Source organism: Burkholderia plantarii (assembly GCF_001411805.1).
In the GTDB taxonomy this organism is placed as follows: Bacteria; Pseudomonadota; Gammaproteobacteria; order Burkholderiales; family Burkholderiaceae; genus Burkholderia; species Burkholderia plantarii.
The window spans coordinates 370,569-393,414 of record NZ_CP007212.1; the positions used below are offsets into that span (position 1 = coordinate 370,569).

Below are 22,846 nucleotides of genomic sequence, written 5' to 3' on the forward strand. Positions count from 1 at the left end.
TTCCCCATGACGCTTCGTTCCTCCACCGATTCGCTGACGCTGTACGGCACCGCGCTGCAGAGCCGCGTGCTGCTCGGCACGTCCCGCTATCCGTCGCTGCAGTCGCTGTCCGATTCGATCGCCGCGTCGCGGCCCGGCATGGTCACCGTCGCGCTGCGCCGGCAGATGAACGCCGGCACCGCCGAGGCCGGCTTCTTCGACCTGCTGCGGCGCCACGAGGTGCCGCTGCTGCCGAACACGGCCGGCTGCCAGACCGTCGCCGAGGCGGTCAGCACCGCCCAGATGGCGCGCGAGGTATTCGAGACGGACTGGATCAAGCTCGAACTGATCGGCGACGACTACACGCTGCAGCCCGACCCGGTCGGCCTGATCGAGGCGGCCACGCTGCTCGTCAAGGACGGCTTCAAGGTGCTGCCGTACTGCACCGAGGATCTCGTGATCGGTCGGCGGCTGCTCGACGCGGGCTGCGAGGCGCTGATGCCGTGGGGCGCGCCGATCGGCACCGGCAAGGGCGTGATGAACCCCTACGCGCTGCGCGTGCTGCGCGAGCGGCTGCCGGACGTGCCGCTGATCGTCGACGCCGGGCTCGGCGTGCCGTCGCACGCGTGCCAGGTGATGGAGTGGGGCTTCGACGGCGTGCTGCTAAACACGGCCGTGTCGCAGGCCACCCATCCCGAGACGATGGCGCGCGCGTTCGCGCAGGCCGTCGAGGCGGGCCGCGACGCGTGGCTGGCCGGGCCGATGGACCCGCGCGAGACCGCGCACGCGAGCACGCCGGTGGTCGGCATGCCGTTCTGGCACCAGGACGGAGGTGCGCAATGACCACGCGCTTCGGTGATTTGTTCTGGCCCCCAGTGGACGAGCTGGCGGGCGCCGCCGAGCGGATCCGCGCGCGGCTCGGCGAGTGGCCCGCGCGCCGCGCGCCGATGCGAATCTGTGTTGCGGTACCCGAACGTGCGCAGCCGGGCGACCTGCTGGTGGTGACGGCCGGCGACGCCGAGGCCGGACGCGCGGCCGAGCTGATCGCGGCCGGCGGCGCCGTGCTCGAGATCGACGAGCGGCACGCCACGCTGACGGGCGCCGCCGCGCGCTACGCGCTGACCGCCGCCGCGCCGCTTGCCGACGACTGGATCGCCGCGCTGGCCGCGTTCGCCGACTGCGGATTCGAGCCGCACGACGCGCTGGTGCTGGCGCTCGCCTGGCGTGACGGCGACGAGGCGGCCGACGGCGATCCGTGGCCGGTCGATCCGGCCCGTTTTCCGTCGATCGCCGGCGCGCCGGGCGCGCCCGAGCCGGCCTTCGCGCCTTGCCCGGCGCGGCTCGGCCTGTATCCGGTGGTGCCGTCGGCCGAATGGGTCGAACGCGTGCTCGACTACGGCGCGCGCACCGTGCAGCTGCGCGTCAAGGACGCCGCGCCGGACGTGCTGGCCGCCGAGATCACGCGCGCGGTGGCGGCGGGGCGCCGCTACCCGGATGCGCGCGTGTTCATCAACGACCACTGGCGGCTCGCGATCGAGGCCGGCGCCTACGGCGTGCATCTCGGCCAGGAGGACCTGCAGGACGCCGGGCTCGGCGCGATCGCGGCGGCCGGCCTGCGGCTCGGTCTGTCGAGCCACGGCTACTACGAGATGCTGGTCGCGCTGCGCCAGCGGCCCAGCTACCTGGCGCTCGGCCCGGTGTTCGCCACCGCGACCAAGGCGGTGGTCGCGCCGCCGCAGGGGCTCGCGCGGCTCGCCCGCTACGCGCGCTTCGCCGGACAGCGCGCGCCGCTCGTCGCGATCGGCGGCGTGACGGCCGCGACCCTGCCCGAGGTGATCGCCGCCGGGGTCGGCAGCGTGGCCGTGGTCAGCGCGATCACGCAGGCCGCGGACCCGCGCGCCGCGGTGGCCTTGCTCGCCGATTGCTTCGATCGCTGAAACGAAGCGTTGCGCCCGCGCACCCGATGCGCGGGTGCCCCGTCGTGCCTCGTCGCGCCCGCCGCCGCGGGGCCGGCGGATCCGCCCCGGCGGCCCCTTGCCGCCGGGACAGGCGGTCCCGCGTCCGCCGCGCCGGGCGGCCGCTCGCGGTTTTCCGGCGCCCTCGCGGTTACATCACGTAACGTTTGGCCAGCGCCCGAAATTGCCGCGCTGCACACTCTCCCGACACCAAACCGGAGCAGGCCCTATAATTCGGCGTTCTGCGTTACAGGATTGTCAGCTCCGTGAGCTCTCCTTCCGAGTCCCTGCTGGAACTTCGCGACGTCGATTTCGGCTACGGCGACCGCCTCGTGCTGTCCAATCTGAACCTGCGCTTCGGGCGCGGTCAGGTGGTGGCCGTGATGGGCGGCTCCGGCTGTGGCAAGACGACCGTGCTGCGCCTGATCGGCGGCCTGGTGCGCGCGCGCCGGGGTCAGGTGCTGTTCGACGGCGCCGACGTCGGCGCGCAGTCGCGCGACGGCCTCTACGCGCTGCGTCGCAAGATGGGCATGCTGTTCCAGTTCGGCGCGCTGTTCACCGACATGTCGGTGTTCGACAACGTCGCGTTCGCGCTGCGTGAGCACACCGACCTGCCCGAGCCGCTGATCCGCGACCTGGTGCTGATGAAGCTCAACGCGGTCGGCCTGCGCGGCGCGCGCGACCTGATGCCGTCCGAGGTGTCGGGCGGCATGGCGCGCCGCGTGGCGCTGGCGCGCGCGATCGCGCTCGACCCGCAGCTGATCATGTACGACGAGCCGTTCGCCGGCCTCGACCCGATCTCGCTCGGCATCACCGCGAACTTGATCCGCACGCTCAACGAGGCGCTCGGCGCGACCTCGATCCTGGTCACGCACGACGTGCCGGAATCGTTCGCGATCGCCGATTACGTCTACTTCCTCGGCAACGGCGGCGTGCTCGCCGAAGGCACGCCCGACCAGCTGCGCGCCTCGACCGAGCCGAGCGTGCGCCAGTTCATCGACGGCGTGCCCGACGGCCCGTTCCGGTTCCACTACACGAGTCCGCCGCTCGACGCGGACTTCGGCCTTGGCGGAGGGCGCCGATGATCAGCGCTATCGGTCGTTTCGTGCTGGGCGGGCTCGAGCGCACGGGTTACGCCACGCGCCTGTTCGTGCGGCTCGTGCTCGAATTCTTCCCGCTGCTGCGCCGCCCGCGGCTCGTCACGAAACAGATCCACTTCCTCGGTAATTATTCGTTTGTGATCATCGCCGTGTCGGGCCTGTTCGTCGGCTTCGTGCTGGGGCTGCAGGGCTACTACACGCTGAACCGCTACGGCGCCGAGCAGTCGCTCGGGCTGCTGGTGGCGCTGTCGCTGGTGCGCGAACTGGGCCCGGTGGTCACCGCGCTGCTGTACGCGGGCCGCGCGGGCACCTCGCTCACGGCCGAGATCGGCCTGATGAAGGCGGGCGAGCAGCTGACCGCGCTCGAGATGATGGCGGTGGACCCGATCAAGACCGTGATCGCGCCGCGCATGTGGGCCGGCATCATCACCATGCCGCTGCTCTCGGCGATCTTCTGCGCGGTGGGCGTGATCGGCGGCTACGTGGTGGGCGTGATCCTGATCGGCGTCGATCCGGGCGCGTTCTGGTCGCAGATGCAGGGCGGCGTGGACGCCTGGAGCGACGTCGGCAACGGCGTGCTCAAGAGCGTCGTGTTCGGCTTCGCGGTTACCTTCGTGGCGCTCTACCAGGGCTACGAGGCGAAGCCGACGCCCGAGGGCGTGTCGCGCGCGACCACCCGAACCGTCGTGTACGCGTCGCTCGCGGTACTCGGCCTCGATTTTCTGCTGACCGCGCTGATGTTCAGCTGAGTCGGCTATTTCTGAGATGACGATGAAAAAGACTGCTCTCGACTTCTGGGTCGGCCTGTTCGTGGTGCTGGGTTTCCTGGCGCTGCTGTTTCTCGCGCTGAAGGTGGGCAACATGAGCTCGCTGTCGTTCCAGCCGACCTATCCCGTCAAGATGAAGTTCGACAATATCGGCGGCCTGAAGCCGCGCGCGGCGGTGAAGAGCGCCGGCGTGGTGGTGGGCCGGGTTGGCGCGATCGGCTTCGACACCAACACCTACCAGGCGGTGGTGACGATCGAGCTGGACCGGCAGTACGAATTCCCGAAGGATAGTTCGGCCAAGATCCTGACCTCGGGCCTGCTCGGCGAGCAGTACATCGGCCTCGAGCCGGGCGGCGACACCGAGATGCTGAAGGCGGGCGACACGATCTCGATGACGCAGTCGGCGATCGTGCTCGAGAACCTGATCGGACAGTTCCTGTACAGCAAGGCAGCGGACGCGGGCGGCGGCAAGCCGGCCGCGGCGTCGGGGGCGGCTGCCCATTGAGTGCTCGCGCCGTCCCCACCGGCGAGGCAACAGACAGAGAAAAGAGAAGAAGGAACACGATCATGCAGACCATGCGCCTCAGGAACACGGCCTTGACCTTCGCGGCGGTTGCCGCGATGAGCGGTTGCGCCACCGTCCAGACGCCCACCAAGGGCGATCCGCTCGAAGGCTTCAACCGGACGATGTACAAGTTCAACGACACCGTCGACACCTATGCGCTGAAGCCCGTCGCCAAGGGCTACCAGTGGGCGGTGCCGCAGCCGGTGCGCGACAGCGTGACGAACTTCTTCTCGAACATCGGTGACGTCTACATCGCCGCCAACAACCTCGTGCAGCTGCGCATCGCCGACGGCGTGGGCGACATCATGCGCGTGGTGATCAACACGGTGTTCGGCGTGGGCGGCCTGTTCGACGTGGCGACGGTGGCGAAGCTGCCGAAGCACACCAACGACTTCGGCATCACGATGGGCCACTACGGCGTGCCGCCCGGCCCGTACGTGGTGCTGCCGTTCCTCGGGCCGAGCACCGTGCGCGACACGGCGGGCCTCGGGGTCGACTACGTCGGCAACCCGCTCACCTGGGTGAATTCGGATGCGGTGAGCTGGGGCCTGTTCGGCGTGAACCTGGTCAATACGCGCGCGAACCTGCTCGGCGCCGGCGACGTGCTCGACGCGGCCGCGATCGACAAGTACTCGTTCGTGCGCAATGCCTACCTGCAGCGCCGCCAGTCGCTGATCGCCGCCTCGGGCGGCCCCGGCGGCAAGGCGGCCGCGAACGTGCCCGACTACGGCGCGGAAACGCTGCCGAAGTATGATCTGCCCGATGACGGCGCGGCGCCGGCGGCGGGTGCCGCGGGTGCGGGCGCGGCCGGTACGGCAGCCGGCGCGGCGGTGTCGCCGGGCGCGACGGCCCCGGCCCAGGATGCCGCCTCGGCCGCCTCGGCGCCAGCCGCGGCCATGCCGAATCCGGCCAGCGCCACCCACGTGCCGGCGCAGAACGTGGTGCCGCCGGCGCCGAACGGTTTCCACTGGCCGAGCCTGCGGCTGCACTGATCGCGCCGCGCGGTTCGTTACAGCCGGAAACGTTTGTGACGGCGGCGGATGCAACACGAAGTCCGCCGCTGGTTCAAAATGCAGCATCGACTCACTTCGCAGGACATCTCATGAAAAAACTGTTTCTGATTCCCGTGGTAGCCGCGTTTTTCTCGTTCGGCAGCGCCGCCCATGCCGAGGTCGACCAGTCGAACCCGCAGGCGCTGATCAAGACCGCGACCGAACAGGTGATGAACGAGGTCCGGACGCAGTCGATCAAGCCGGGCGACATCGGCCGGATCACCGACATCGTCAATCGCGACATCCTCCCGTACACCGATTTCCGCCGCACCACGCAGCTCGTGATGGGTCGCAACTGGCGCGCGGCGACGCCGGACCAGCAGGACAAGGTGATCGAGCAGTTCAAGATGCTGCTGATCCGCACCTATTCGGGCGCGATCTCGCAGCTGAAGGCCGACCAGCAGATCCAGTACCCGCCGTTCCGCGCCGATCCGGGCGCGACCGACGTGGTGGTGCGCACGCTGGCCTCGAACAACGGCCAGCCGGTGCAGATCGATTACCGCCTCTACAAGACGCAGCAGGGCTGGCGCGTCTATGACCTGAACGTGCTCGGCGCCTGGCTGATCCAGACCTACCAGCAGCAGTTCAACGAGAAGATCCAGCAGAGCGGCGTGGACGGCCTGATCCAGTTCCTCACGCAGCGCAACCAGCAACTCGCGGCCGGCAAGGCATCGTGAGCCAGTTCGCCACCGGCGCTTCGCTGACCCACGCGAGCGCGAAGGCCGCGCTCGACGACGGGCTCGGCCGCATCGCCGGCGGCGCGACCGCGGTGGACTGCGCGGCACTCGCGCAGTTCGACTCGGCCGCGCTCGCCGTGCTGCTCGCGTGGCAGCGTGCCGCCCGGGCGCGCGGCACCGCGCTCGAGATCCTGAACCTGCCGCCCACACTCGCCAGCCTCGCGCGGGCCTACGGCATCGACTCCCTCCTCGGCGAGCGACATTGACGCTCGCCGCCTGACGCCCGGCGCCGCGCGCCCTGGCGTCCCGGATCGCGGCGGCTCGACCGCGCCGATCCGGCTGCCCGGTTTGCCCTATAATCAACCGTTTTGCGGGGCTTCCAATCGGCCCCCATTTTTCCCCATTCGACTTCACGACCAGAATCAGGCGTCGCGGCGCCCGTGCCGCGCTCAGTCATGTCAGCCATAGAAATCCGAAACGTCAAGAAGCGCTATGCGTCGCTCCAGGCGCTGAAGGGCGTCAGCCTGTCCGTCGAGGAAGGCGAGTTCTTCGGTCTGCTCGGCCCGAACGGCGCCGGCAAGACGACCCTCATCAGCATCCTCGCGGGGCTCGCCCGCGCCGACGAAGGCAGCATCTCGGTGCGCGGGCATGACGTCGTGACCGACTTCCGCGATGCGCGGCGCGCGCTCGGCGTGGTGCCGCAGGAACTCGTGTTCGATCCGTTCTTCTCGGTGCGCGAGACGCTGCGGCTGCAGTCCGGCTATTTCGGGCTGCGCCGCAACGACGACTGGATCGACGAGGTGATGGCCAATCTCGACCTGACCGAGAAGGCCGACGCCAACATGCGCGCGCTGTCGGGCGGCATGAAGCGCCGCGTGCTGGTGGCGCAGGCGCTGGTCCACCGGCCGCCCGTGATCGTGCTCGACGAGCCGACCGCCGGCGTGGACGTCGAGCTGCGCCAGACGCTCTGGAAGTTCATCTCGCGCCTGAACCGCGAAGGCCACACGATCGTGCTGACCACCCACTACCTGGAAGAAGCCGAGTCGCTGTGCGACCGCATCGCGATGCTGCGGCGCGGCGAGGTGGTCGCGCTCGAGCGCACCAGCGCGCTGCTGCAGCGCTTCGCGGGCCTGCAGCTGTACCTGCGTCTCGCGCGGGGCGAGCTGCCCGCCGAGTTGCGCGCGCTGCAGACCGAGGCCGCCGTGCCCGGCGCGCGCGAGCACCTGCTGCGGCTCACCAGCTACGACGAGGTCGAGCCGATCCTGTCGGCCTGCCGCGCGGCCGGCTGCGGGTTCGACGAGATCGAGGTGCGCAAGGCCGACCTCGAAGACGTGTTCGTCCAGGTGATGAACGGAGCCGATGTGATCGAGGGGCTGGCATGAGCGGGTTTCGCACGCTGTTCTACAAGGAAATCCTGCGGTTCTGGAAGGTGGCGTTTCAGACCGTGCTCGCGCCGGTGGTCACGGCGTTGCTGTACCTGACGATCTTCGGCCATGCGCTGTCGGGCCGCGTCAACGTCTATCCCGGCGTCGAGTACGTGAGCTTCCTGGTGCCGGGCCTGGTGATGATGAGCGTGCTGCAGAACGCGTTCGCCAACAGCTCGTCGTCGCTGATCCAGTCGAAGATCACCGGCAACCTCGTGTTCGTGCTGCTGCCGCCGCTGTCGTATGCCGAGATCTTCTCGGCCTACGTGCTCGCGGCCGTGGTGCGCGGCCTCGCGGTGGGCGTCGGCGTGTTCGTGGTGACGGTCTGGTTCATCCCGGTCGGCTTCGCCTCGCCGCTGTTCATCGTGCTGTTCGCGCTGTTCGGCTCGGCGATTCTCGGCACGCTCGGCCTGATCGCCGGGATCTGGGCCGAGAAGTTCGACCAGCTCGCCGCGTTCCAGAACTTCCTGATCATGCCGCTGACGTTCCTGTCCGGCGTGTTCTACTCCACCCACTCGCTGCCGCCCCTGTGGCGCGAGGTGTCGCGTCTCAATCCGTTTTTCTACATGATCGACGGCTTCCGCTACGGGTTCTTCGGCGTCGCCGACATCAACCCGTATGAAAGCCTCGCGATCGTCGCCGGTTTCTTCGTGCTGCTCGCGCTCGTCGCGATGCGGCTGCTCGCGACCGGCTACAAGCTGCGTCACTGAACGCACCGACTGGAGCATTTCTCATGTTGCCGACTCCCGAACAGGTCAAGCAATACATCGCGGGCGGGCTTGCCTGCACGCATCTGGAAGTCGAAGGCGACGGCCAGCATTTCTTCGCGACCATCGTCTCCGAGCATTTCGAAGGCAAGCGTCCGATCCAGCGCCATCAGCTCGTCTACGCGGCGCTCGGCGACCGCATGAAGCAGGAAATCCACGCGCTCAGCATGAAGACGCTGACGCCCGCCGAATGGCAGAACGCATAAAGAACGGACATCCTTCGTGCAAGTTTCAGTAAAGGAACGCGACGCGGTAAGCCACGTCGCGACGGCGAACCCGGCCGCCGGCCGGGCTTCGCAAGGGCATGAGGAACGGCTCGTGATCACCGGCGGCGCGCGGCTCGCCGGAGAAATCCAGGTGTCGGGCGCGAAGAACGCGGCGCTGCCGATCCTCTGCGCGGGCCTGCTCAGCGCCGAGCCGCTGCGGCTCGACAACGTGCCCGACCTGCAGGACGTGCGCACCATGCTCGCGCTGCTCGGCGGGATGGGCGTGAAGAGCGAGGTGGACGGCGCGCGCGTCACGCTCGACGCGGCCAGCGTGAGCGAGCCGGTGGCGCCCTACGAACTGGTCAAGACCATGCGTGCGTCGATTCTCGTGCTCGGCCCGCTGCTGGCGCGCTTCGGCTACGCGAAGGTGTCGCTGCCGGGCGGCTGCGCGATCGGCGCGCGACCGGTGGACCAGCACATCAAGGGGCTGCAGGCGATGGGCGCCGAGATCACCATCGAGCACGGCTACATCGAGGCGCGCGCCACGCGCCTGAAGGGCGCGCAGATCGTCACCGACATGATCACGGTGACCGGCACCGAGAACTTGCTGATGGCCGCCACGCTGGCCGACGGCGAGACCGTGATCGAGAACGCCGCGCGCGAGCCCGAGGTGACCGACCTCGCCAACCTGCTGGTCGCGATGGGCGCGAGGATCGACGGGATCGGCACCGACCGGCTCGTGGTCCAGGGCGTCGAGCGGCTGCACGGTGCGAGCCACGCGGTGGTGCCCGACCGCATCGAGGCCGGCACGTTCCTCTGCGCGGTGGCGGCGGCGGGCGGCGAGCTCACGCTGCGCGGCATGCGCGCGAACCTGCTCGACGCGGTGCTCGGCAAGCTGCGCGAGACGGGAGCGACGCTCGACGAGCGCGCCGACACGCTGCGCGTGACGATGGACCGGCGCCCGGCCGCGGTGGCGATCCGCACCTCCGAATATCCGGCGTTCCCGACCGACATGCAGGCGCAGTTCATGACGCTGAACGCGGTGGCCGCAGGCACCGCGCACGTGGTCGAGACCATCTTCGAGAACCGCTTCATGCATGTGCAGGAGCTGAACCGGCTCGGCGCCGACATCGTGGTGGACGGCAACACGGCGCTCGTCACGGGCGTGGCGCGGCTGTCGGGCGCCAACGTGATGGCCACCGACCTGCGCGCCTCGGCGAGCCTCGTGATCGCGGGGCTGTGCGCCGACGGCGAGACCGTCATCGACCGGATCTACCATCTCGATCGCGGCTATGATCGGATGGAAGCCAAGCTGAACGCAGTTGGCGCCGACGTGCGCCGCATCACCGGGAGTGCCGCATGACCGCACCGCTGACCCTCGCGCTGTCGAAAGGGCGTATCTTCGAGGAAACCGTGCCGCTGCTCGCGGCCGCCGGCATCGAGGTGGCCGAGGATCCCGAATCGTCGCGCAAGCTGATCCTGCCGACCAACGACCCGAACGTGCGCGTGATCATCGTGCGCGCCACCGACGTGCCGACCTACGTCGAGTACGGCGCGGCCGATTTCGGCGTGGCCGGCAAGGACGTGCTGATCGAGCACGGCGGCGGCGGGCTCTACCAGCCGATCGACCTGGACATCGCGCGCTGCCGGATGTCGGTGGCGGTGCAGGCGGGCTTCGACTACGCGAACGCGGTGCGCCAGGGCGCGCGGCTGCGCGTCGCGACGAAGTACGTGTCCACCGCGCGCGAGCACTTCGCGGCCAAGGGCGTCCACGTCGACCTGATCAAGCTGTACGGCTCGATGGAACTCGCGCCGCTGGTCGGCCTGGCCGACGCGATCGTCGACCTGGTCAGCTCGGGCGGCACGCTGCGGGCGAACAATCTGGTCGAGGTCGAGGAGATCATGCCGATCTCGTCGCGCCTCGTCGTGAACCAGGCCGCGCTGAAACTGAAGCGCGCCGCGCTGAAACCGATCCTCGACGCGTTCGAACGCGCGTCGAAGCAGAGCGGGAGCTGACCGCTCCCGGCACCGGCGCATTACCGGAATGAACAGCATCATGCCCATCAAGATTCGCAAACTCGATTCGCGCAGCGAGGGCTTCGGCGCCGCGCTGCGCGCGGTGCTCGCCTTCGAGGCGAGCGAGGACGAGGCGATCGAGCGCTCGGTCGCCGCGATTCTCGCCGACGTGAAGACGCGCGGCGACGCGGCTGTGCTCGACTACACGAACCGCTTCGACCGGCTCGACGCGTCGAGCGTGGCCGCGCTGGAGCTGCGCCAGGACGCCCTCGAGGCCGCGCTCGATACGCTCGAGCCGAAGCGCCGCGCGGCGCTGGAAGCGGCCGCCGCGCGTGTGCGCGGCTATCACGAGAAGCAGAAGCTCGAATGCGGCAGCCATAGCTGGCAGTACACCGAATCGGACGGCACGGTGCTGGGCCAGAAGGTGCTGCCGCTCGACCGCGTCGGCCTCTACGTGCCGGGCGGCAAGGCCGCCTACCCGTCGTCGGTGCTGATGAACGCGATTCCGGCGCGGGTGGCCGGGGTCGGCGAGATCGTGATGGTGGTGCCCACGCCCGACGGCGTGAAGAACGACCTCGTGCTCGCGGCCGCCTATCTCGGCGGCGTCGATCGCGTGTTCACGATCGGCGGCGCGCAGGCGGTGGCCGCGCTCGCCTATGGCACCGGGACGGTGCCGGCGGTCGACAAGATCTGCGGCCCCGGCAACGCCTACGTGGCGTCGGCCAAGCGCCGCGTGTTCGGTACGGTCGGCATCGACATGATCGCCGGGCCGTCCGAGATCCTGGTGCTCTGCGACGGCACCACCGATCCGCACTGGGTCGCGATGGACCTGTTCTCGCAGGCCGAGCACGACGAGCTCGCGCAGTCGATCCTGCTGTGCCCCGACGCGGCCTTCATCGAGCGCGTCGAGAAGGCGATCGACGAGCTGCTGCCGACCATGCCGCGCGAGGCCGTGATCCGCGCCTCGCTGGAAGGGCGCGGCGCGCTGATCACGGTGCGCGACATGGCCGAGGCCTGCAAGATCGCCAACGAGATCGCGCCCGAGCACCTCGAGATCTCGGCGCTCGAGCCCCAGCAATGGGGCAAGCTGATCCGCCACGCCGGCGCGATCTTCCTCGGCCGCTACACGAGCGAGAGCCTCGGCGACTACTGCGCCGGGCCGAACCACGTGCTGCCGACCTCGCGCACGGCGCGCTTCTCGTCGCCGCTCGGCGTCTACGATTTCATCAAGCGCTCGAGCCTGATCGAGGTCAGCGCCGACGGCGCGCAGACGCTCGGCGAGATCGCCTCGGAGCTGGCCTACGGCGAGGGGCTGCAGGCGCACGCGCGAAGCGCCGAATACCGGATGCGCAACCACGGCAACTGAGCGGCCGCGGCGGCGGTGAAGCGCACCAGCAAAAAGCAACGGCAACAGCGACGAGACCGGCCGCGGCAGGGCGGCGGCATCGAGACCCGCGGCCCGGACCCTCCGGGCCGCCGACACGGGCGGCGCGAGGCACGCCGCGAACCCACCATGACGACGCCACAAGACATCATCCGCCGCGACGTGCTCGCGATGACGAGCTATCCGGTGCCGGACGCGACCGGGCTCGTGAAGCTCGACGCGATGGAGAACCCGTATACGCTGCCCGCGCCGCTCGCGGCCGGGCTCGGCGAGCGGCTCGCGCAGGTCGCGCTGAACCGCTATCCGTCGCCGCGCCCCGCCGCGCTGATCGGCAGGCTGCGCGCCGCGATGGGGATTCCCGACGGCTGCGAGGTGCTGCTCGGCAACGGTTCGGACGAGATCATCGGCATGCTGTCGGTGGCCTGCGCGCGACCCGGCGCGAAGGTGCTGATGCCGGTGCCCGGCTTCGTGATGGTCGAGCAGTACGCGCGCCTCGCGCAGATGGGATTCGTCGGCGTGCCGCTGCGCGAGGATATGTCCCTCGACGTCGACGCGCTGCTCGCGGCGATCGACGAGCACCAGCCGTCGCTGATCCATCTGGCCTATCCGAACAATCCCACCGGCACGCTCCACGCCGACGCCGACATCGAGCGCGTGATCGCCGCCGCGCGCGCGAGCCTGGTGGTGATCGACGAGGCCTACCAGCCGTTCGCCGAGCGCAGCTGGCTCGCGCGCGTGCCCGAATTCGACAACGTGGTGGTGATGCGCACCGTCTCGAAGCTCGGCCTGGCCGGGGTCCGCTTCGGCTATCTGGTCGGCGCGCCGGCCTGGCTCGCCGAAATCGACAAGGTGCGCCCGCCCTACAACGTCAACGTGCTGACCCAGGCCTGCGTCGACTACCTGCTCGACCATCTCGACGTGCTCGACGCGCAGGCCGCGCAACTGCGCGCCGAGCGCGGCCGGCTCGCCGCGGCGGTGGCCGCGCTGCCCGGCACGACGGTGTTCCCGAGCGCCGGCAATTTCCTGCTGGTGCGGGTGCCCGACGCGCCGGCCCTGTTCGACGCGCTGCTCGCCGAGCGGGTTTTGATCAAAAACGTGAGTAAAATGCACGCGTTGCTCGCGAACTGCGTGCGGCTGACGGTCGGTTCTCCTGACGAGAACGCCGCGCTGCTCGCCGCGTTGCGACTGGTGCTGCGCTAGCGCGGGCCGCCCGCCGCCGGGCGGCCGCCGCTGCCTCGCTTGTCCCCCATTACCCAGTCCTTTCAAGGAATCACCATGCGCGTGGCGGAAGTCGTTCGCGATACGAGCGAAACGCAGATCCGTGTGAAGATCAATCTCGACGGCACCGGCCAGCAGAAACTGGCCACCGGCGTGCCGTTCCTCGACCATATGCTCGACCAGATCGCGCGCCATGGTCTCATCGATCTCGACATCGAAGCGCATGGGGATACGCATATCGACGACCACCATACGGTGGAGGACGTCGGCATCACGCTCGGCCAGGCGGTCGCGAAGGCGATCGGCGAGCGCAAGGGCATCCGTCGCTACGGCCATTCTTACGTGCCGCTCGACGAGGCGCTCTCGCGCGTGGTGATCGACTTCTCGGGCCGGCCCGGCCTCGAATTCCACGTGCCGTTCACGCGCGCGCGGATCGGCACCTTCGACGTGGACCTGTCGATCGAGTTCTTCCGCGGGTTCGTGAACCACGCGGGCGTCACGCTGCACGTCGACAATCTGCGCGGCCTCAACGCGCATCACCAGCTCGAGACCGTGTTCAAGGCGTTCGGGCGCGCGCTGCGGATGGCCGTCGAGATCGACGGGCGCGCGGCCGGGCAGATTCCGTCGACCAAGGGCAGCCTCTGAGCGAATCCGGACCGGCGCCGGCGGCCCCGCGGGTCTGACCGCGGCCCGCCGGCCGTAGATTCCGCCGCGCGCCGCGCCGCCTCCGACACCGCACGATGGACTTGCTCAAATCGTTCATATCGCTGCTCGCGCTGATCAACCCGCTCGGCGCGGTGCCGTTCTTCCTGAGCCTGACGGCGGCGCTGACCGACGCCGAGCGGCGCAGGACGGTGCGCATCGCGGCGGTGTCGGTGTTCTGCGTGATCGCGGTCACCACGCTGCTCGGCCAGCAGATCATCCGTTTCTTCGGGATCTCGGTGGCCTCGCTCGAAGTCGGCGGCGGCATCATCATGCTGCTGATGGCGATCAACATGCTGAACGCGCAGATGGGCAACACGCGCTCGACCCCGGAAGAGCGCGACGAGGCCGAATCGAAGCACAGCATCGCCGTGGTGCCGCTCGCGATCCCGCTGCTGACGGGCCCTGGCTCGATCAGCACGGTGATCGTCTACTCGGCCAGCGTGGCCCACTGGTACGACCGGATCGGCCTGATCGCGATCGGCGCGGTGCTCGCGCTGCTCTGTTTCCTCGCGATGCGGCTCGCCGAGCCGATCGCGAACTGGATCGGCCGCACCGGCATTAATATTGCGACGCGGCTGATGGGATTGATGCTGTCGGCGCTGGCGGTGGAATTCATCGTCGACGGACTGAAGGCTTTGCTGCCTGCACTGAAATGAAAACTTCGATTGCGATTGTGGATTATGGGATGGGCAACCTGCGTTCGGTGGCCCAGGCGCTGATGAAGGCCGAGCCGGATGCGCAGGTGGCGATCGTCGATCGTCCCGAGGCGATCCGCGCGGCCGACCGCGTGGTGCTGCCGGGCCAGGGCGCGATGCCCGACTGCATGCGCTGCCTCGGCGAATCGGGGCTGCAGGAGGCGGTGATCGAGGCGTCGCGCAGCAAGCCGCTCTTGGGCGTGTGCGTCGGCGAGCAGATGCTGTTCGACTGGAGCGAGGAGGGCGACACGCCGGGCCTCGGGCTGCTGCCGGGCAAGGTGTTGCGCTTCGACCTGGCCGGCCGCGTGCAGGACGACGGCTCGCGCTTCAAGGTGCCCCAGATGGGCTGGAACCGCGTGCGCCAGACGCTCGCGCATCCGCTCTGGGCCGGCGTGCCGGACGAGGCGTTCTTCTACTTCGTCCACAGCTACTACGTGGTGCCCGGGAGCGCGGCGCACGCGGCGGGCGAGACCTTGTATGGCGAGCCGTTCGTCTCGGCGGTGGCGCGCGACAACATCTTCGCGACCCAATTTCACCCGGAAAAGAGCGCCGAGGTCGGGCTGCGGCTTTACCGCAATTTCGTGCATTGGCAGCCCTGAACGTCGCGCGCACGCCACGGCGAACGGGCCAGACATGCCCGTGGCGTGGGGCTCGCGCGTCAAAACCCTGAAAGACTTGTACTAAACTAGCAGACGGCGCGGTGCCGGTTGGGCCGGCAACGGCGCGTCACCCCTTCTTCTTTTCAGACGACTTCCGATTGCTATGCTGCTGATTCCGGCCATCGATCTTAAAGACGGTCAGTGTGTGCGCCTCAAACAGGGCGATATGGACCAGGCGACGATTTTCTCCGAGGATCCTGCGGCGATGGCCCGCAAATGGGTCGATCTCGGCGCGCGGCGCCTGCATCTGGTCGACCTGAACGGCGCGTTCGCGGGCAAGCCGAAGAACCTCGAGGCGATCGAGGCGATCCTCGCCGAGGTCGGCGACGAGATCCCCGTCCAGCTCGGCGGCGGCATCCGCAGCCTCGAGACGATCGAGAAGTACCTCGACGCGGGTCTGTCCTACGTGATCATCGGCACCGCGGCCGTCAAGGACCCGGGCTTCCTGCAGGACGCCTGCACGGCGTTCGCGGGCAGCATCATCGTCGGGCTCGACGCCAAGGACGGCAAGGTCGCCACCGACGGCTGGAGCAAGCTGACGGGCCATGAGGTGATCGACCTCGCGCAGAAGTTCGAGGACTACGGCGTCGAATCGATCGTCTATACCGACATCGGCCGCGACGGCATGCTGCAGGGCATCAACATCGAGGCGACGGTGAAGCTCGCGCAGGCGGTCGGGATTCCCGTGATCGCCAGCGGCGGCCTGTCGAACCTGAACGACATCGAGCAGCTCTGCAGCGTGGAAGGCGAGGGAATCGAGGGCGTGATCTGCGGCCGCGCGATCTACTCCGGCGATCTCGACTTCTCGGTCGCGCAGAAGCGCGCCGACGAGCTGAACGGCGAACTCGACGACGCCTGACCCGCGGCGGCCGAGCGCCGCCGGCGTCATCGCCCAAGCCGCCCGCGCCGCGGGCGGCGTCACCTGCGGCACCTGTGTACCATCATGGCTCTAGCTAAACGCATCATCCCCTGTCTCGACGTGACCGCCGGGCGCGTCGTGAAGGGCGTCAATTTCGTCGAGCTGCGCGACGCGGGCGACCCCGTCGAAATCGCACGACGCTACGACGACCAGGGCGCCGACGAACTGACCTTCCTCGACATCACCGCCACCTCCGACCAGCGCGACCTGATCCTGCCGATCATCGAGGCGGTGGCCTCGCAGGTGTTCATTCCGCTGACGGTGGGCGGCGGCGTGCGCGCCGTCGAGGACGTGCGGCGCCTGCTCAACGCGGGCGCGGACAAGGTCAGCATGAATTCGTCGGCGGTCGCCAATCCGCAGCTCGTCGCCGACGCGGCGAACAAGTACGGCTCGCAATGCATCGTGGTGGCGATCGACGCCAAGCGCGTCTCGGCCGACGGCGAGGCGCCGCGCTGGGAAGTGTTCACGCACGGCGGGCGCAAGGCCACCGGGCTCGACGCGATCGCGTGGGCGAGCCGCATGGCCGAACTCGGCGCGGGCGAGATCCTGCTGACCAGCATGGACCGCGACGGCACCAAGTCCGGTTTCGACCTGGCGCTCACGCGCGGCGTGTCCGACGCGGTGCCGGTGCCGGTGATCGCCTCGGGCGGCGTGGGCTCGCTCGAGCACCTGGCCGACGGCATCGTCGACGGCCATGCCGACGCGGTGCTCGCGGCCAGCATCTTCCATTACGGCGAACACACGGTCGGCGAGGCGAAGCGCTTCATGGCCGGACGCGGCATTCCGGTGAGGCTCCCATCATGACGACGATACCGGCGACAGTTTCCCCCGCGTGGCTCGACAAGGTGCGTTGGGATGCCAACGGCCTCGTGCCGGTGATCGCGCAGGAGCTCGGCACGAACGACGTGCTGATGTTCGCGTGGATGAACCGCGAGGCGCTCGCGAAGACCGTCGAGACGGGGCGCGCGGTCTACTATTCGCGCTCGCGCCAGCGGCTCTGGTTCAAGGGCGAGGAATCGGGGCACGTGCAGCACGTGCATGAAGTGCGGCTCGATTGCGACGAGGACGTGGTGCTGCTGAAGATCGACCAGGTGTCGGGCATCGCCTGCCACACCGGCCGCCATTCCTGCTTCTTCCAGAAATTCGAGGGCACCGCCGAGGGCGGCGACTGGGTCGCGGTCGAGCCGGTGCTGAAAGATCCCGAGCACATCTACAAATGACGCAGACCACCAACGACACGCTGCTGCGCCTCGCGGCCGTGATCGACAGCCGCAAGGGCGGCGATCCCGAGCAATCCTACGTGTCGCGCCTGTTCCACAAGGGCGACGACGCGGTGCTCAAGAAGATCGGCGAGGAAGCGACCGAGGTCGTGCTGGCCGCCAAGGACGTGCGCCAGGGCGGCGCGCCGACGGCGCTGGTCGGCGAGGTTGCCGACCTCTGGTTCCATTGCCTCGTGATGCTGTCGCACTTCGAGCTGAGCCCGGCCGACGTGCTGGCCGAGCTGGAGCGCCGCGAGGGCCTGTCGGGTCTCGAGGAAAAGGCGCTGCGCAAGCGCCGCGAGCGCGAGAACGGGGACGGGTGAGCGGCGGCGGCCGGGCGGCGACGTCCGGGTGCGGGCCCTGCTCCGGTGATGTCATCAAAGGGAGGTAGCATCGTGGAAGATCCTTCGTGGCGCCCCGGCGACGCTTCCGTTCCGGATCGCTATCCGGCCTATCCCGGCGCCGCGCCGGCGGGCAGCCGTGACGGCTCGCTGCGCACGCTGACGCATGTGCTGTATGCGCTCTACGCGGTCCACTGGCTGACGGGCGGCATCACCGGCCTGATCGCGATCATCATCAACTACGTGAAGCGGCCCGACGTGGTCGGCACGCGTTACCAGCAGCATTTCGAGTGGCAGATCCGCACCTTCTGGCGCGCGCTGATCCTCTACCTGATCGGCGTCATGCTGAGCTTCGTCGTGGTCGGCTTTTTTGTACTCGGTGCGACGTGGGTCTGGACGCTGTACCGTATCATCAAAGGCTGGCTGTTCCTGAACGACGACAAGCCGCTCGATCCGAAGGCCTGGTTCTGAGGTCGGGGGCCGCGCGGCGCGGAGAGCACGATGAGTCACGATCCGGATTGCCTGTTCTGCAAGATCGCGGCGGGCGAGATTCCGAGCGAGAAGGTCCACCAGGACGACGAGTTCGTCGCGTTTCGCGACATTCATCCGGCGGCCGACACGCACGTGCTGGTGATTCCGCGCCGGCATCTGCCGACGCTGTCGGCGGCCACGGCTGAGGACGCGCCGCTGCTTGGTAGAATGCTGGTCCTCGTCGCGCGTCTGGCCGAGCAGCTCGGCTGCGCGTATACGGGCGGCGAAACCGGGTTCCGGACCGTCATCAATACCGGGCCGGGCGGCGGGCAGGAGGTGTTCCACCTGCACGCGCACCTGCTCGCGGGCCCGCGCCCGTGGAAGCGGATGGGGTGAATCGGGCCCCGCAGGAAAGCAAGATCATCGCGGGCCGCGCCGCACCGGCGCCGGCCCGCATCGGGAAAGAGGCCGGCGTCGCCGGCAGTTGACGCCGCCGCGGCGGCGAGGTTGAGGAGAGTGGCATCATGGGCGGATTGAGCATTTGGCACTGGCTGATCGTTTTGCTGATCGTGGCACTGGTGTTCGGCACGAAGAAGCTGCGCAACATCGGCAGCGATCTGGGCGGTGCGGTGAAGGGCTTCAAGGACGGCATGAAGGAACACGAGACCCCGGCCGACGCGCAGCAGCTGCCGCGCACCGGTTCGGTGAACGTCGACGCGAAGGAAGCGGCGCGTTCGTCCGATTCGAACAAGGCGTGATGAACGCGCGCTGACGGGACGCCGCGATGCTGGATCTGGGTCTTTCCAAGATGGCGCTGATCGGCGTCGTCGCGCTCGTGGTGCTCGGCCCCGAGCGCCTGCCGCGCGTCGCGCGCACGGCCGGCGCGCTGTTCGGGCGCGCGCAGCGCTACATCAACGACGTGAAGGCGGAAGTCTCGCGCGAGATCGAACTCGACGCGCTGCGCACCATGCGCACCGACTTCGAGAGCGCCGCGCGCAACGTCGAGAACACGATTCACGACAACCTGCGGCAGCATGAGGCGGACCTCAACGACGCCTGGAGTTCGGCCGTCTCGGGCGACGCCGCGTCGTCGCCGGTTTCGGTGTCGGCCGATGGCGCCTCGGGCTTCGGCTCGACGTCGTGGCAGGGCGGCGGCGCCAGTACCGGCTTCACGCCGAAACGCCGCAACTGGCGCGTCAGGCAGTCGGCGACGCCGGCCTGGTACAAGCGCGCCTCGCTGCGCCGCACCCACGTGCAGTCCGGCGCCGCGCGCGTCGCGCGCCATCAGCCGGCCAGCCTGCGCCGGCCCGTGCGCTTCTTCTGAGCGTCTGACGATGCCGACGATGCGTGCCCATCACCTGAACCGAGGGCCTGCGTGAGCGACCCCCAGCACAATCCGGAAGAAGGCCGGGAAGAAACCTTCATCTCCCATCTCGTCGAACTGCGCGACCGCCTGATCCGGGCGGGCGGCGCCGTGCTCGTGGTGTTCGTCGGGCTCGTCTACTGGGCGCCCGACATCTTCCGGCTGCTGGCGCGGCCGCTGATGCAGAACCTGCCGAAGGACGGCAAGATGATCGTCACCGACGTGACGGGCTCGTTCTTCGTGCCGATGAAGGTCACGATGCTCGTCGCGCTGGTGATCGCGCTGCCGATCGTGCTCTACCAGATCTGGGCGTTCGTCGCGCCGGGGCTCTACCAGCATGAGAAGCGGCTGGTGCTGCCGCTCGTCAGCAGCAGCTACTTCCTGTTCCTGTGCGGGATGGCGTTCGCCTACTTCGTGGTGTTCCCGACCATCTTCCGCGTGATGGCGCACTACAACGCGCCGCTCGGCGCCGAGATGTCGACCGACATCGACAACTACGTGAGCTTCGTGCTCGGCATGTTCCTCGCGTTCGGGGTCACGTTCGAGGTGCCGGTGATCGTGGTGCTGCTGGTGCGCATGGGCGTGCTGCCGCTCAAGAAGCTCAAGGAGATCCGGCCCTACGTGATCGTCGGCGCGTTCGTGGTGTCGGCGGTGGTGACGCCGCCCGACGTGTTCTCGCAGCTGATGCTGGCGCTGCCGCTCGTGGTGCTCTACGAAGTCGGGCTGCTGGCCGCGCGGATCTTCGTCGGGCACGGCGCGGCCGTGAAGAAGGACGAGGAGTCCGGGGCGACGGGCTGACGCGTCGGCGTGCGCGGTGGTCGAATCATCGGGAAGGGCGGCATGGGCCGCCCTTTTTCGTTGCGGGAGGAAGCGGGCGGGGCGTTGTATTGGCGTGGCGGTGCGCGGCCGTTCGGCGCGCGGGCGGCGGGGATGGCGTAAGCGTGATGGATTCGATGCAATGCGGCGGGACGGGGGCGTGATGGTAGCCATCCCGATGCGGTCGCCATCGGCGCATCGCCGCTCAACACGCCCCGCTTGCCGGCCCCGAGGCCGGCCGTCGCACGCCCCGCAACTTCCCCGCTGCCTGGGCGAGCGCGCGCCGGCCGCCTCGCCGGGCGCCGCGCCTCACGCGCTCATTCGGCGTCGTCGTTCTGGTCGTCGTTGGCCTGCTTCGGCGGCGGCGGGCGCTTGCCGATCACCACCGTCACCTCGAAGCTGCGCGTCTTGCGCACCACCTGCACCTTGGTCGGCGTGCCTGGCTTGATCTGCGCGACCACGTTGAGCAGCTTCGTGGTGTCGGTGATCGGCTCGTCGTTGACGGTGGTCAGGATGTCGCCGGGCTTGATGCCGGCCTTGTCGGCCGGGCCGCCCTGCAGCACGCCGGCCACGATCGCGCCGGTTTTCTGCGCGAGCCCGAACGAATCGGCGATCTCGGGCGTGACGTCCTGCGGCTCCACGCCGATCCAGCCGCGCGTGACGGCGCCCGTCGTGATGATGCTCTCCAGCACCGTGCGCGCGGTCGAGACGGGGATCGCGAAGCCGATCCCGAGCGAGCCGCCCGAGCGCGAGTAGATCGCCGTGTTGATGCCGAGCAGGTTGCCGTTCACGTCCACCAGCGCGCCGCCCGAGTTGCCCGGGTTGATCGGCGCGTCGGTCTGGATGAAGTTCTCGAAGGTGTTGATGCCGAGGTGGTTGCGCCCGAGCGCGCTGATGATGCCCATCGTCACCGTCTGGCCGACCCCGAACGGGTTGCCGATCGCGAGCACCACGTCGCCCACGCGCGCGCGGTCCGAGCGGCCGAGCGTGATGGTCGGCAGGTTCGTCAGGTTGATCTTCAGCACCGCGAGGTCGGTCTCGGGGTCGCTGCCGATCACCTTGGCCGTGGAGGTACGGCCGTCGGCCAGCGCCACCTCGATCTGGTCGGCGCCGTCCACCACGTGCTGGTTCGTTAGAATGTAACCTTCCGGGCTCACGATGACGCCCGAGCCGAGGTTCGACGCCGGTTCCTCCTGTTGCCGGCGCGGATTGCGGTCGCCGAAGAAGTAGCGGAACAGCGGATCCTTCGCGCGCGGGTCGGGCGGCAGCGAGCCGTCCTTGCTCGAAAACACGTTGACCACGGCCGGCATCGCCTTTTGCGCGGCATCCGCGTAGGACGTCTGCGCCGGCGCGCCGGCACCGCCCGGCGTGACTTCGCGCAACGCCACGATCGGTGCCGCGAGTTGCTTGCCGAGCTGTCCCTGGCGCTGCAGCCATTGTGGCTTGAGGGTCGCGACGATGAACATCAGCGCGAGCAGCACCGTCACCGCCTGTGCGAAGAACAGCCAGAAGCGTCTAAGCATTTGAAGAGATTAGGGGATTATATGGACCGGATCGAACTCGAATTGTACTTGAACAATACCCTTGAAACCGCGCGCTTCAAGGACTACTGCCCCAACGGGCTGCAGGTCGAGGGGCGCCGCCGGATCGAGCGGATCGCCACCGGCGTGACCGCCTCGGCCGCGTTCCTCGAACGCGCGATCGAATGGGGCGCGGACGCGGTGCTGGTCCATCACGGCTATTTCTGGCGCAACGAGCCGGCGCAGGTCACCGGGCGCAAGTACCAGCGCCTGAAGCTGCTGATCGGCGCCGAGCTGAACCTGTTCGCGTTCCACCTGCCGCTCGACGCGCATCCCGATCTCGGCAACAACGCGCAGCTCGGCGAACGCCTCGGCCTGATCGCCGACGCGCGTTTCGGCGAGCAGGACCTCGGCTGGATGGCCACGCTGCCGATGCCGGTCTCGCTCGAGCACTTCACCGCCAAGGTCGAGCACACGCTTGGCCGCACTCCGCTCGTGCTCGGCGACAGCGATCAGCAGCTGCGCCGCGTGGCCTGGTGTACGGGTGGCGCGCAAGGCTATTTCGATGCCGCGATCGAGGCCGGCGCCGACGTGTTCCTGACCGGCGAGGCGTCCGAATTCGTCACGCACGCGGCCGCCGAGAGCGGCGTGGCCTTCGTTGCGGCGGGGCACCATGCCACCGAGCGGTACGGCATCCAGGCGCTCGGCCGCCATTTGTCGGAACATTTCGGCCTCGAACACACGTTCATCGACATCCCGAACCCCGTTTGAAACGCCCGGAATTGCGGCGGCGCACCCACGAAACGCAATGAAGCATCTGCTTAAAAGATGATCTGAGCTGGTTCCGCGGCGATGGGGGAAAACCCTTGCCGATCAATGACTTCGCGTCGATTTTATGAATCGGGCCTTGAAAATGCGGGCCTCGTTCGCGCACACTAGCGGCGGTATGCGAAGTCGTGACGGTGAATCCAACTCAGAAGTGGGGCGT

At 68.8% G+C, this 22,846-nt stretch carries 29 protein-coding genes; 28 read left to right on the forward strand and 1 reads right to left on the reverse strand.

From position 1 onward, the window contains the following. Positions 1-6 precede the first annotated feature (6 nt). The 27 genes from bpln_RS01595 (at position 7) to tatC (ending at position 20,320) form a co-directional block, all read left to right on the forward strand. Positions 7-822, forward strand: a complete 816-nt coding sequence (locus bpln_RS01595; protein ID WP_042623662.1) for a thiazole synthase — start codon at positions 7-9, stop codon at positions 820-822. Beyond that, on the forward strand, positions 819-1,916 hold the full coding sequence (gene thiE / locus bpln_RS33500; protein ID WP_082465164.1) for a thiamine phosphate synthase: 1,098 nt from the start codon (positions 819-821) through the stop codon (positions 1,914-1,916). Before bpln_RS01595 ends, thiE begins: the two co-directional genes overlap by 4 nt. 284 nt (positions 1,917-2,200) lie before the next feature. Continuing rightward, the gene (locus tag bpln_RS01605; protein ID WP_055137936.1) at positions 2,201-3,019 is read left to right on the forward strand and encodes an ABC transporter ATP-binding protein; all 819 of its coding nucleotides are present in this window, start codon (positions 2,201-2,203) and stop codon (positions 3,017-3,019) included. Next, on the forward strand, positions 3,016-3,783 hold the full coding sequence (mlaE, locus tag bpln_RS01610) for a lipid asymmetry maintenance ABC transporter permease subunit MlaE (RefSeq protein ID WP_042623664.1): 768 nt from the start codon (positions 3,016-3,018) through the stop codon (positions 3,781-3,783). The genes bpln_RS01605 and mlaE overlap by 4 nt, the downstream gene beginning before the upstream one ends. Positions 3,784-3,799: 16 nt before the next feature. Then, positions 3,800-4,306: an outer membrane lipid asymmetry maintenance protein MlaD gene (gene mlaD / locus bpln_RS01615; RefSeq protein ID WP_042623665.1), complete on the forward strand. Its 507-nt coding sequence runs from the start codon at positions 3,800-3,802 to the stop codon at positions 4,304-4,306. Positions 4,307-4,368: 62 nt separating this feature from the next. Further along, a complete protein-coding gene (locus bpln_RS01620; protein WP_055137937.1) occupies positions 4,369-5,358 on the forward strand; it encodes an MlaA family lipoprotein in 990 nt (329 codons plus the stop codon). A 110-nt stretch (positions 5,359-5,468) separates the two neighbouring features. Then, positions 5,469-6,095: an MlaC/ttg2D family ABC transporter substrate-binding protein gene (locus bpln_RS01625; protein WP_042623667.1), complete on the forward strand. Its 627-nt coding sequence runs from the start codon at positions 5,469-5,471 to the stop codon at positions 6,093-6,095. Further along, positions 6,092-6,361: an STAS domain-containing protein gene (locus bpln_RS01630; protein ID WP_055137938.1), complete on the forward strand. Its 270-nt coding sequence runs from the start codon at positions 6,092-6,094 to the stop codon at positions 6,359-6,361. Before bpln_RS01625 ends, bpln_RS01630 begins: the two co-directional genes overlap by 4 nt. A 189-nt stretch (positions 6,362-6,550) precedes the next feature. Further along, positions 6,551-7,477 (forward strand): ABC transporter ATP-binding protein, encoded by a 927-nt coding sequence (locus tag bpln_RS01635; RefSeq protein WP_042623669.1) that lies wholly within the window; start codon positions 6,551-6,553, stop codon positions 7,475-7,477. After that, positions 7,474-8,229, forward strand: a complete 756-nt coding sequence (locus bpln_RS01640; RefSeq protein ID WP_042623670.1) for an ABC transporter permease — start codon at positions 7,474-7,476, stop codon at positions 8,227-8,229. Before bpln_RS01635 ends, bpln_RS01640 begins: the two co-directional genes overlap by 4 nt. A 23-nt stretch (positions 8,230-8,252) precedes the next feature. Continuing rightward, positions 8,253-8,492, forward strand: coding sequence for a BolA family protein (locus bpln_RS01645; protein ID WP_042623671.1), 240 nt, complete (start codon positions 8,253-8,255; stop codon positions 8,490-8,492). A 16-nt stretch (positions 8,493-8,508) separates the two neighbouring features. After that, entirely contained in the window at positions 8,509-9,855 is a 1,347-nt protein-coding gene (gene murA, locus bpln_RS01650) for a UDP-N-acetylglucosamine 1-carboxyvinyltransferase (protein WP_055137939.1), read from the forward strand. Next, positions 9,852-10,508, forward strand: a complete 657-nt coding sequence (gene hisG / locus bpln_RS01655) for an ATP phosphoribosyltransferase (RefSeq protein WP_042623673.1) — start codon at positions 9,852-9,854, stop codon at positions 10,506-10,508. The genes murA and hisG overlap by 4 nt, the downstream gene beginning before the upstream one ends. Before the next feature lie 40 nt (positions 10,509-10,548). Next, the gene (gene hisD / locus bpln_RS01660; protein WP_042626371.1) at positions 10,549-11,874 is read left to right on the forward strand and encodes a histidinol dehydrogenase; all 1,326 of its coding nucleotides are present in this window, start codon (positions 10,549-10,551) and stop codon (positions 11,872-11,874) included. A gap of 147 nt (positions 11,875-12,021) precedes the next feature. Beyond that, a complete protein-coding gene (gene hisC / locus bpln_RS01665) occupies positions 12,022-13,092 on the forward strand; it encodes a histidinol-phosphate transaminase (RefSeq protein WP_055137940.1) in 1,071 nt (356 codons plus the stop codon). Positions 13,093-13,167: 75 nt separating this feature from the next. Continuing rightward, the gene (gene hisB / locus bpln_RS01670; RefSeq protein WP_042623675.1) at positions 13,168-13,755 is read left to right on the forward strand and encodes an imidazoleglycerol-phosphate dehydratase HisB; all 588 of its coding nucleotides are present in this window, start codon (positions 13,168-13,170) and stop codon (positions 13,753-13,755) included. 95 nt (positions 13,756-13,850) lie between these two features. Continuing rightward, positions 13,851-14,471, forward strand: coding sequence for a MarC family protein (locus tag bpln_RS01675; protein ID WP_042623676.1), 621 nt, complete (start codon positions 13,851-13,853; stop codon positions 14,469-14,471). Next, the gene (gene hisH / locus bpln_RS01680) at positions 14,468-15,109 is read left to right on the forward strand and encodes an imidazole glycerol phosphate synthase subunit HisH (RefSeq protein ID WP_042623677.1); all 642 of its coding nucleotides are present in this window, start codon (positions 14,468-14,470) and stop codon (positions 15,107-15,109) included. Before bpln_RS01675 ends, hisH begins: the two co-directional genes overlap by 4 nt. Before the next feature lie 163 nt (positions 15,110-15,272). Then, positions 15,273-16,028, forward strand: a complete 756-nt coding sequence (hisA, locus tag bpln_RS01685; protein WP_042623678.1) for a 1-(5-phosphoribosyl)-5-[(5-phosphoribosylamino)methylideneamino]imidazole-4-carboxamide isomerase — start codon at positions 15,273-15,275, stop codon at positions 16,026-16,028. Between the two features lie 84 nt (positions 16,029-16,112). Next, complete coding sequence (hisF, locus tag bpln_RS01690) at positions 16,113-16,892, forward strand: imidazole glycerol phosphate synthase subunit HisF (protein WP_055137941.1); 780 nt, start codon at positions 16,113-16,115, stop codon at positions 16,890-16,892. Then, positions 16,889-17,308 (forward strand): phosphoribosyl-AMP cyclohydrolase, encoded by a 420-nt coding sequence (gene hisI, locus bpln_RS01695; RefSeq protein WP_055137942.1) that lies wholly within the window; start codon positions 16,889-16,891, stop codon positions 17,306-17,308. The genes hisF and hisI overlap by 4 nt, the downstream gene beginning before the upstream one ends. Continuing rightward, on the forward strand, positions 17,305-17,670 hold the full coding sequence (locus bpln_RS01700; protein WP_042623681.1) for a phosphoribosyl-ATP diphosphatase: 366 nt from the start codon (positions 17,305-17,307) through the stop codon (positions 17,668-17,670). Before hisI ends, bpln_RS01700 begins: the two co-directional genes overlap by 4 nt. A gap of 72 nt (positions 17,671-17,742) precedes the next feature. Continuing rightward, the gene (locus bpln_RS01705) at positions 17,743-18,159 is read left to right on the forward strand and encodes a DUF4870 family protein (protein WP_042623682.1); all 417 of its coding nucleotides are present in this window, start codon (positions 17,743-17,745) and stop codon (positions 18,157-18,159) included. A gap of 30 nt (positions 18,160-18,189) precedes the next feature. Continuing rightward, positions 18,190-18,555 (forward strand): histidine triad nucleotide-binding protein, encoded by a 366-nt coding sequence (locus tag bpln_RS01710; RefSeq protein ID WP_055137943.1) that lies wholly within the window; start codon positions 18,190-18,192, stop codon positions 18,553-18,555. Between the two features lie 128 nt (positions 18,556-18,683). Continuing rightward, the gene (gene tatA, locus bpln_RS01715) at positions 18,684-18,917 is read left to right on the forward strand and encodes a Sec-independent protein translocase subunit TatA (protein WP_042623684.1); all 234 of its coding nucleotides are present in this window, start codon (positions 18,684-18,686) and stop codon (positions 18,915-18,917) included. Positions 18,918-18,943: 26 nt separating this feature from the next. Continuing rightward, positions 18,944-19,483: a Sec-independent protein translocase protein TatB gene (gene tatB / locus bpln_RS01720; protein WP_042623685.1), complete on the forward strand. Its 540-nt coding sequence runs from the start codon at positions 18,944-18,946 to the stop codon at positions 19,481-19,483. 51 nt (positions 19,484-19,534) lie between these two features. Next, positions 19,535-20,320: a twin-arginine translocase subunit TatC gene (tatC, locus tag bpln_RS01725; RefSeq protein WP_042623686.1), complete on the forward strand. Its 786-nt coding sequence runs from the start codon at positions 19,535-19,537 to the stop codon at positions 20,318-20,320. Positions 20,321-20,655: 335 nt separating this feature from the next. Here the strand turns inward: tatC and bpln_RS01730 are convergent, their stop codons facing one another. Then, positions 20,656-21,861, reverse strand: a complete 1,206-nt coding sequence (locus bpln_RS01730; protein ID WP_042623687.1) for a Do family serine endopeptidase — start codon at positions 21,859-21,861, stop codon at positions 20,656-20,658. A gap of 21 nt (positions 21,862-21,882) precedes the next feature. Between bpln_RS01730 and bpln_RS01735 the strand changes: the two genes are divergently transcribed. Beyond that, entirely contained in the window at positions 21,883-22,629 is a 747-nt protein-coding gene (locus bpln_RS01735; RefSeq protein WP_042623688.1) for a Nif3-like dinuclear metal center hexameric protein, read from the forward strand. Positions 22,630-22,846 lie beyond the last annotated feature (217 nt).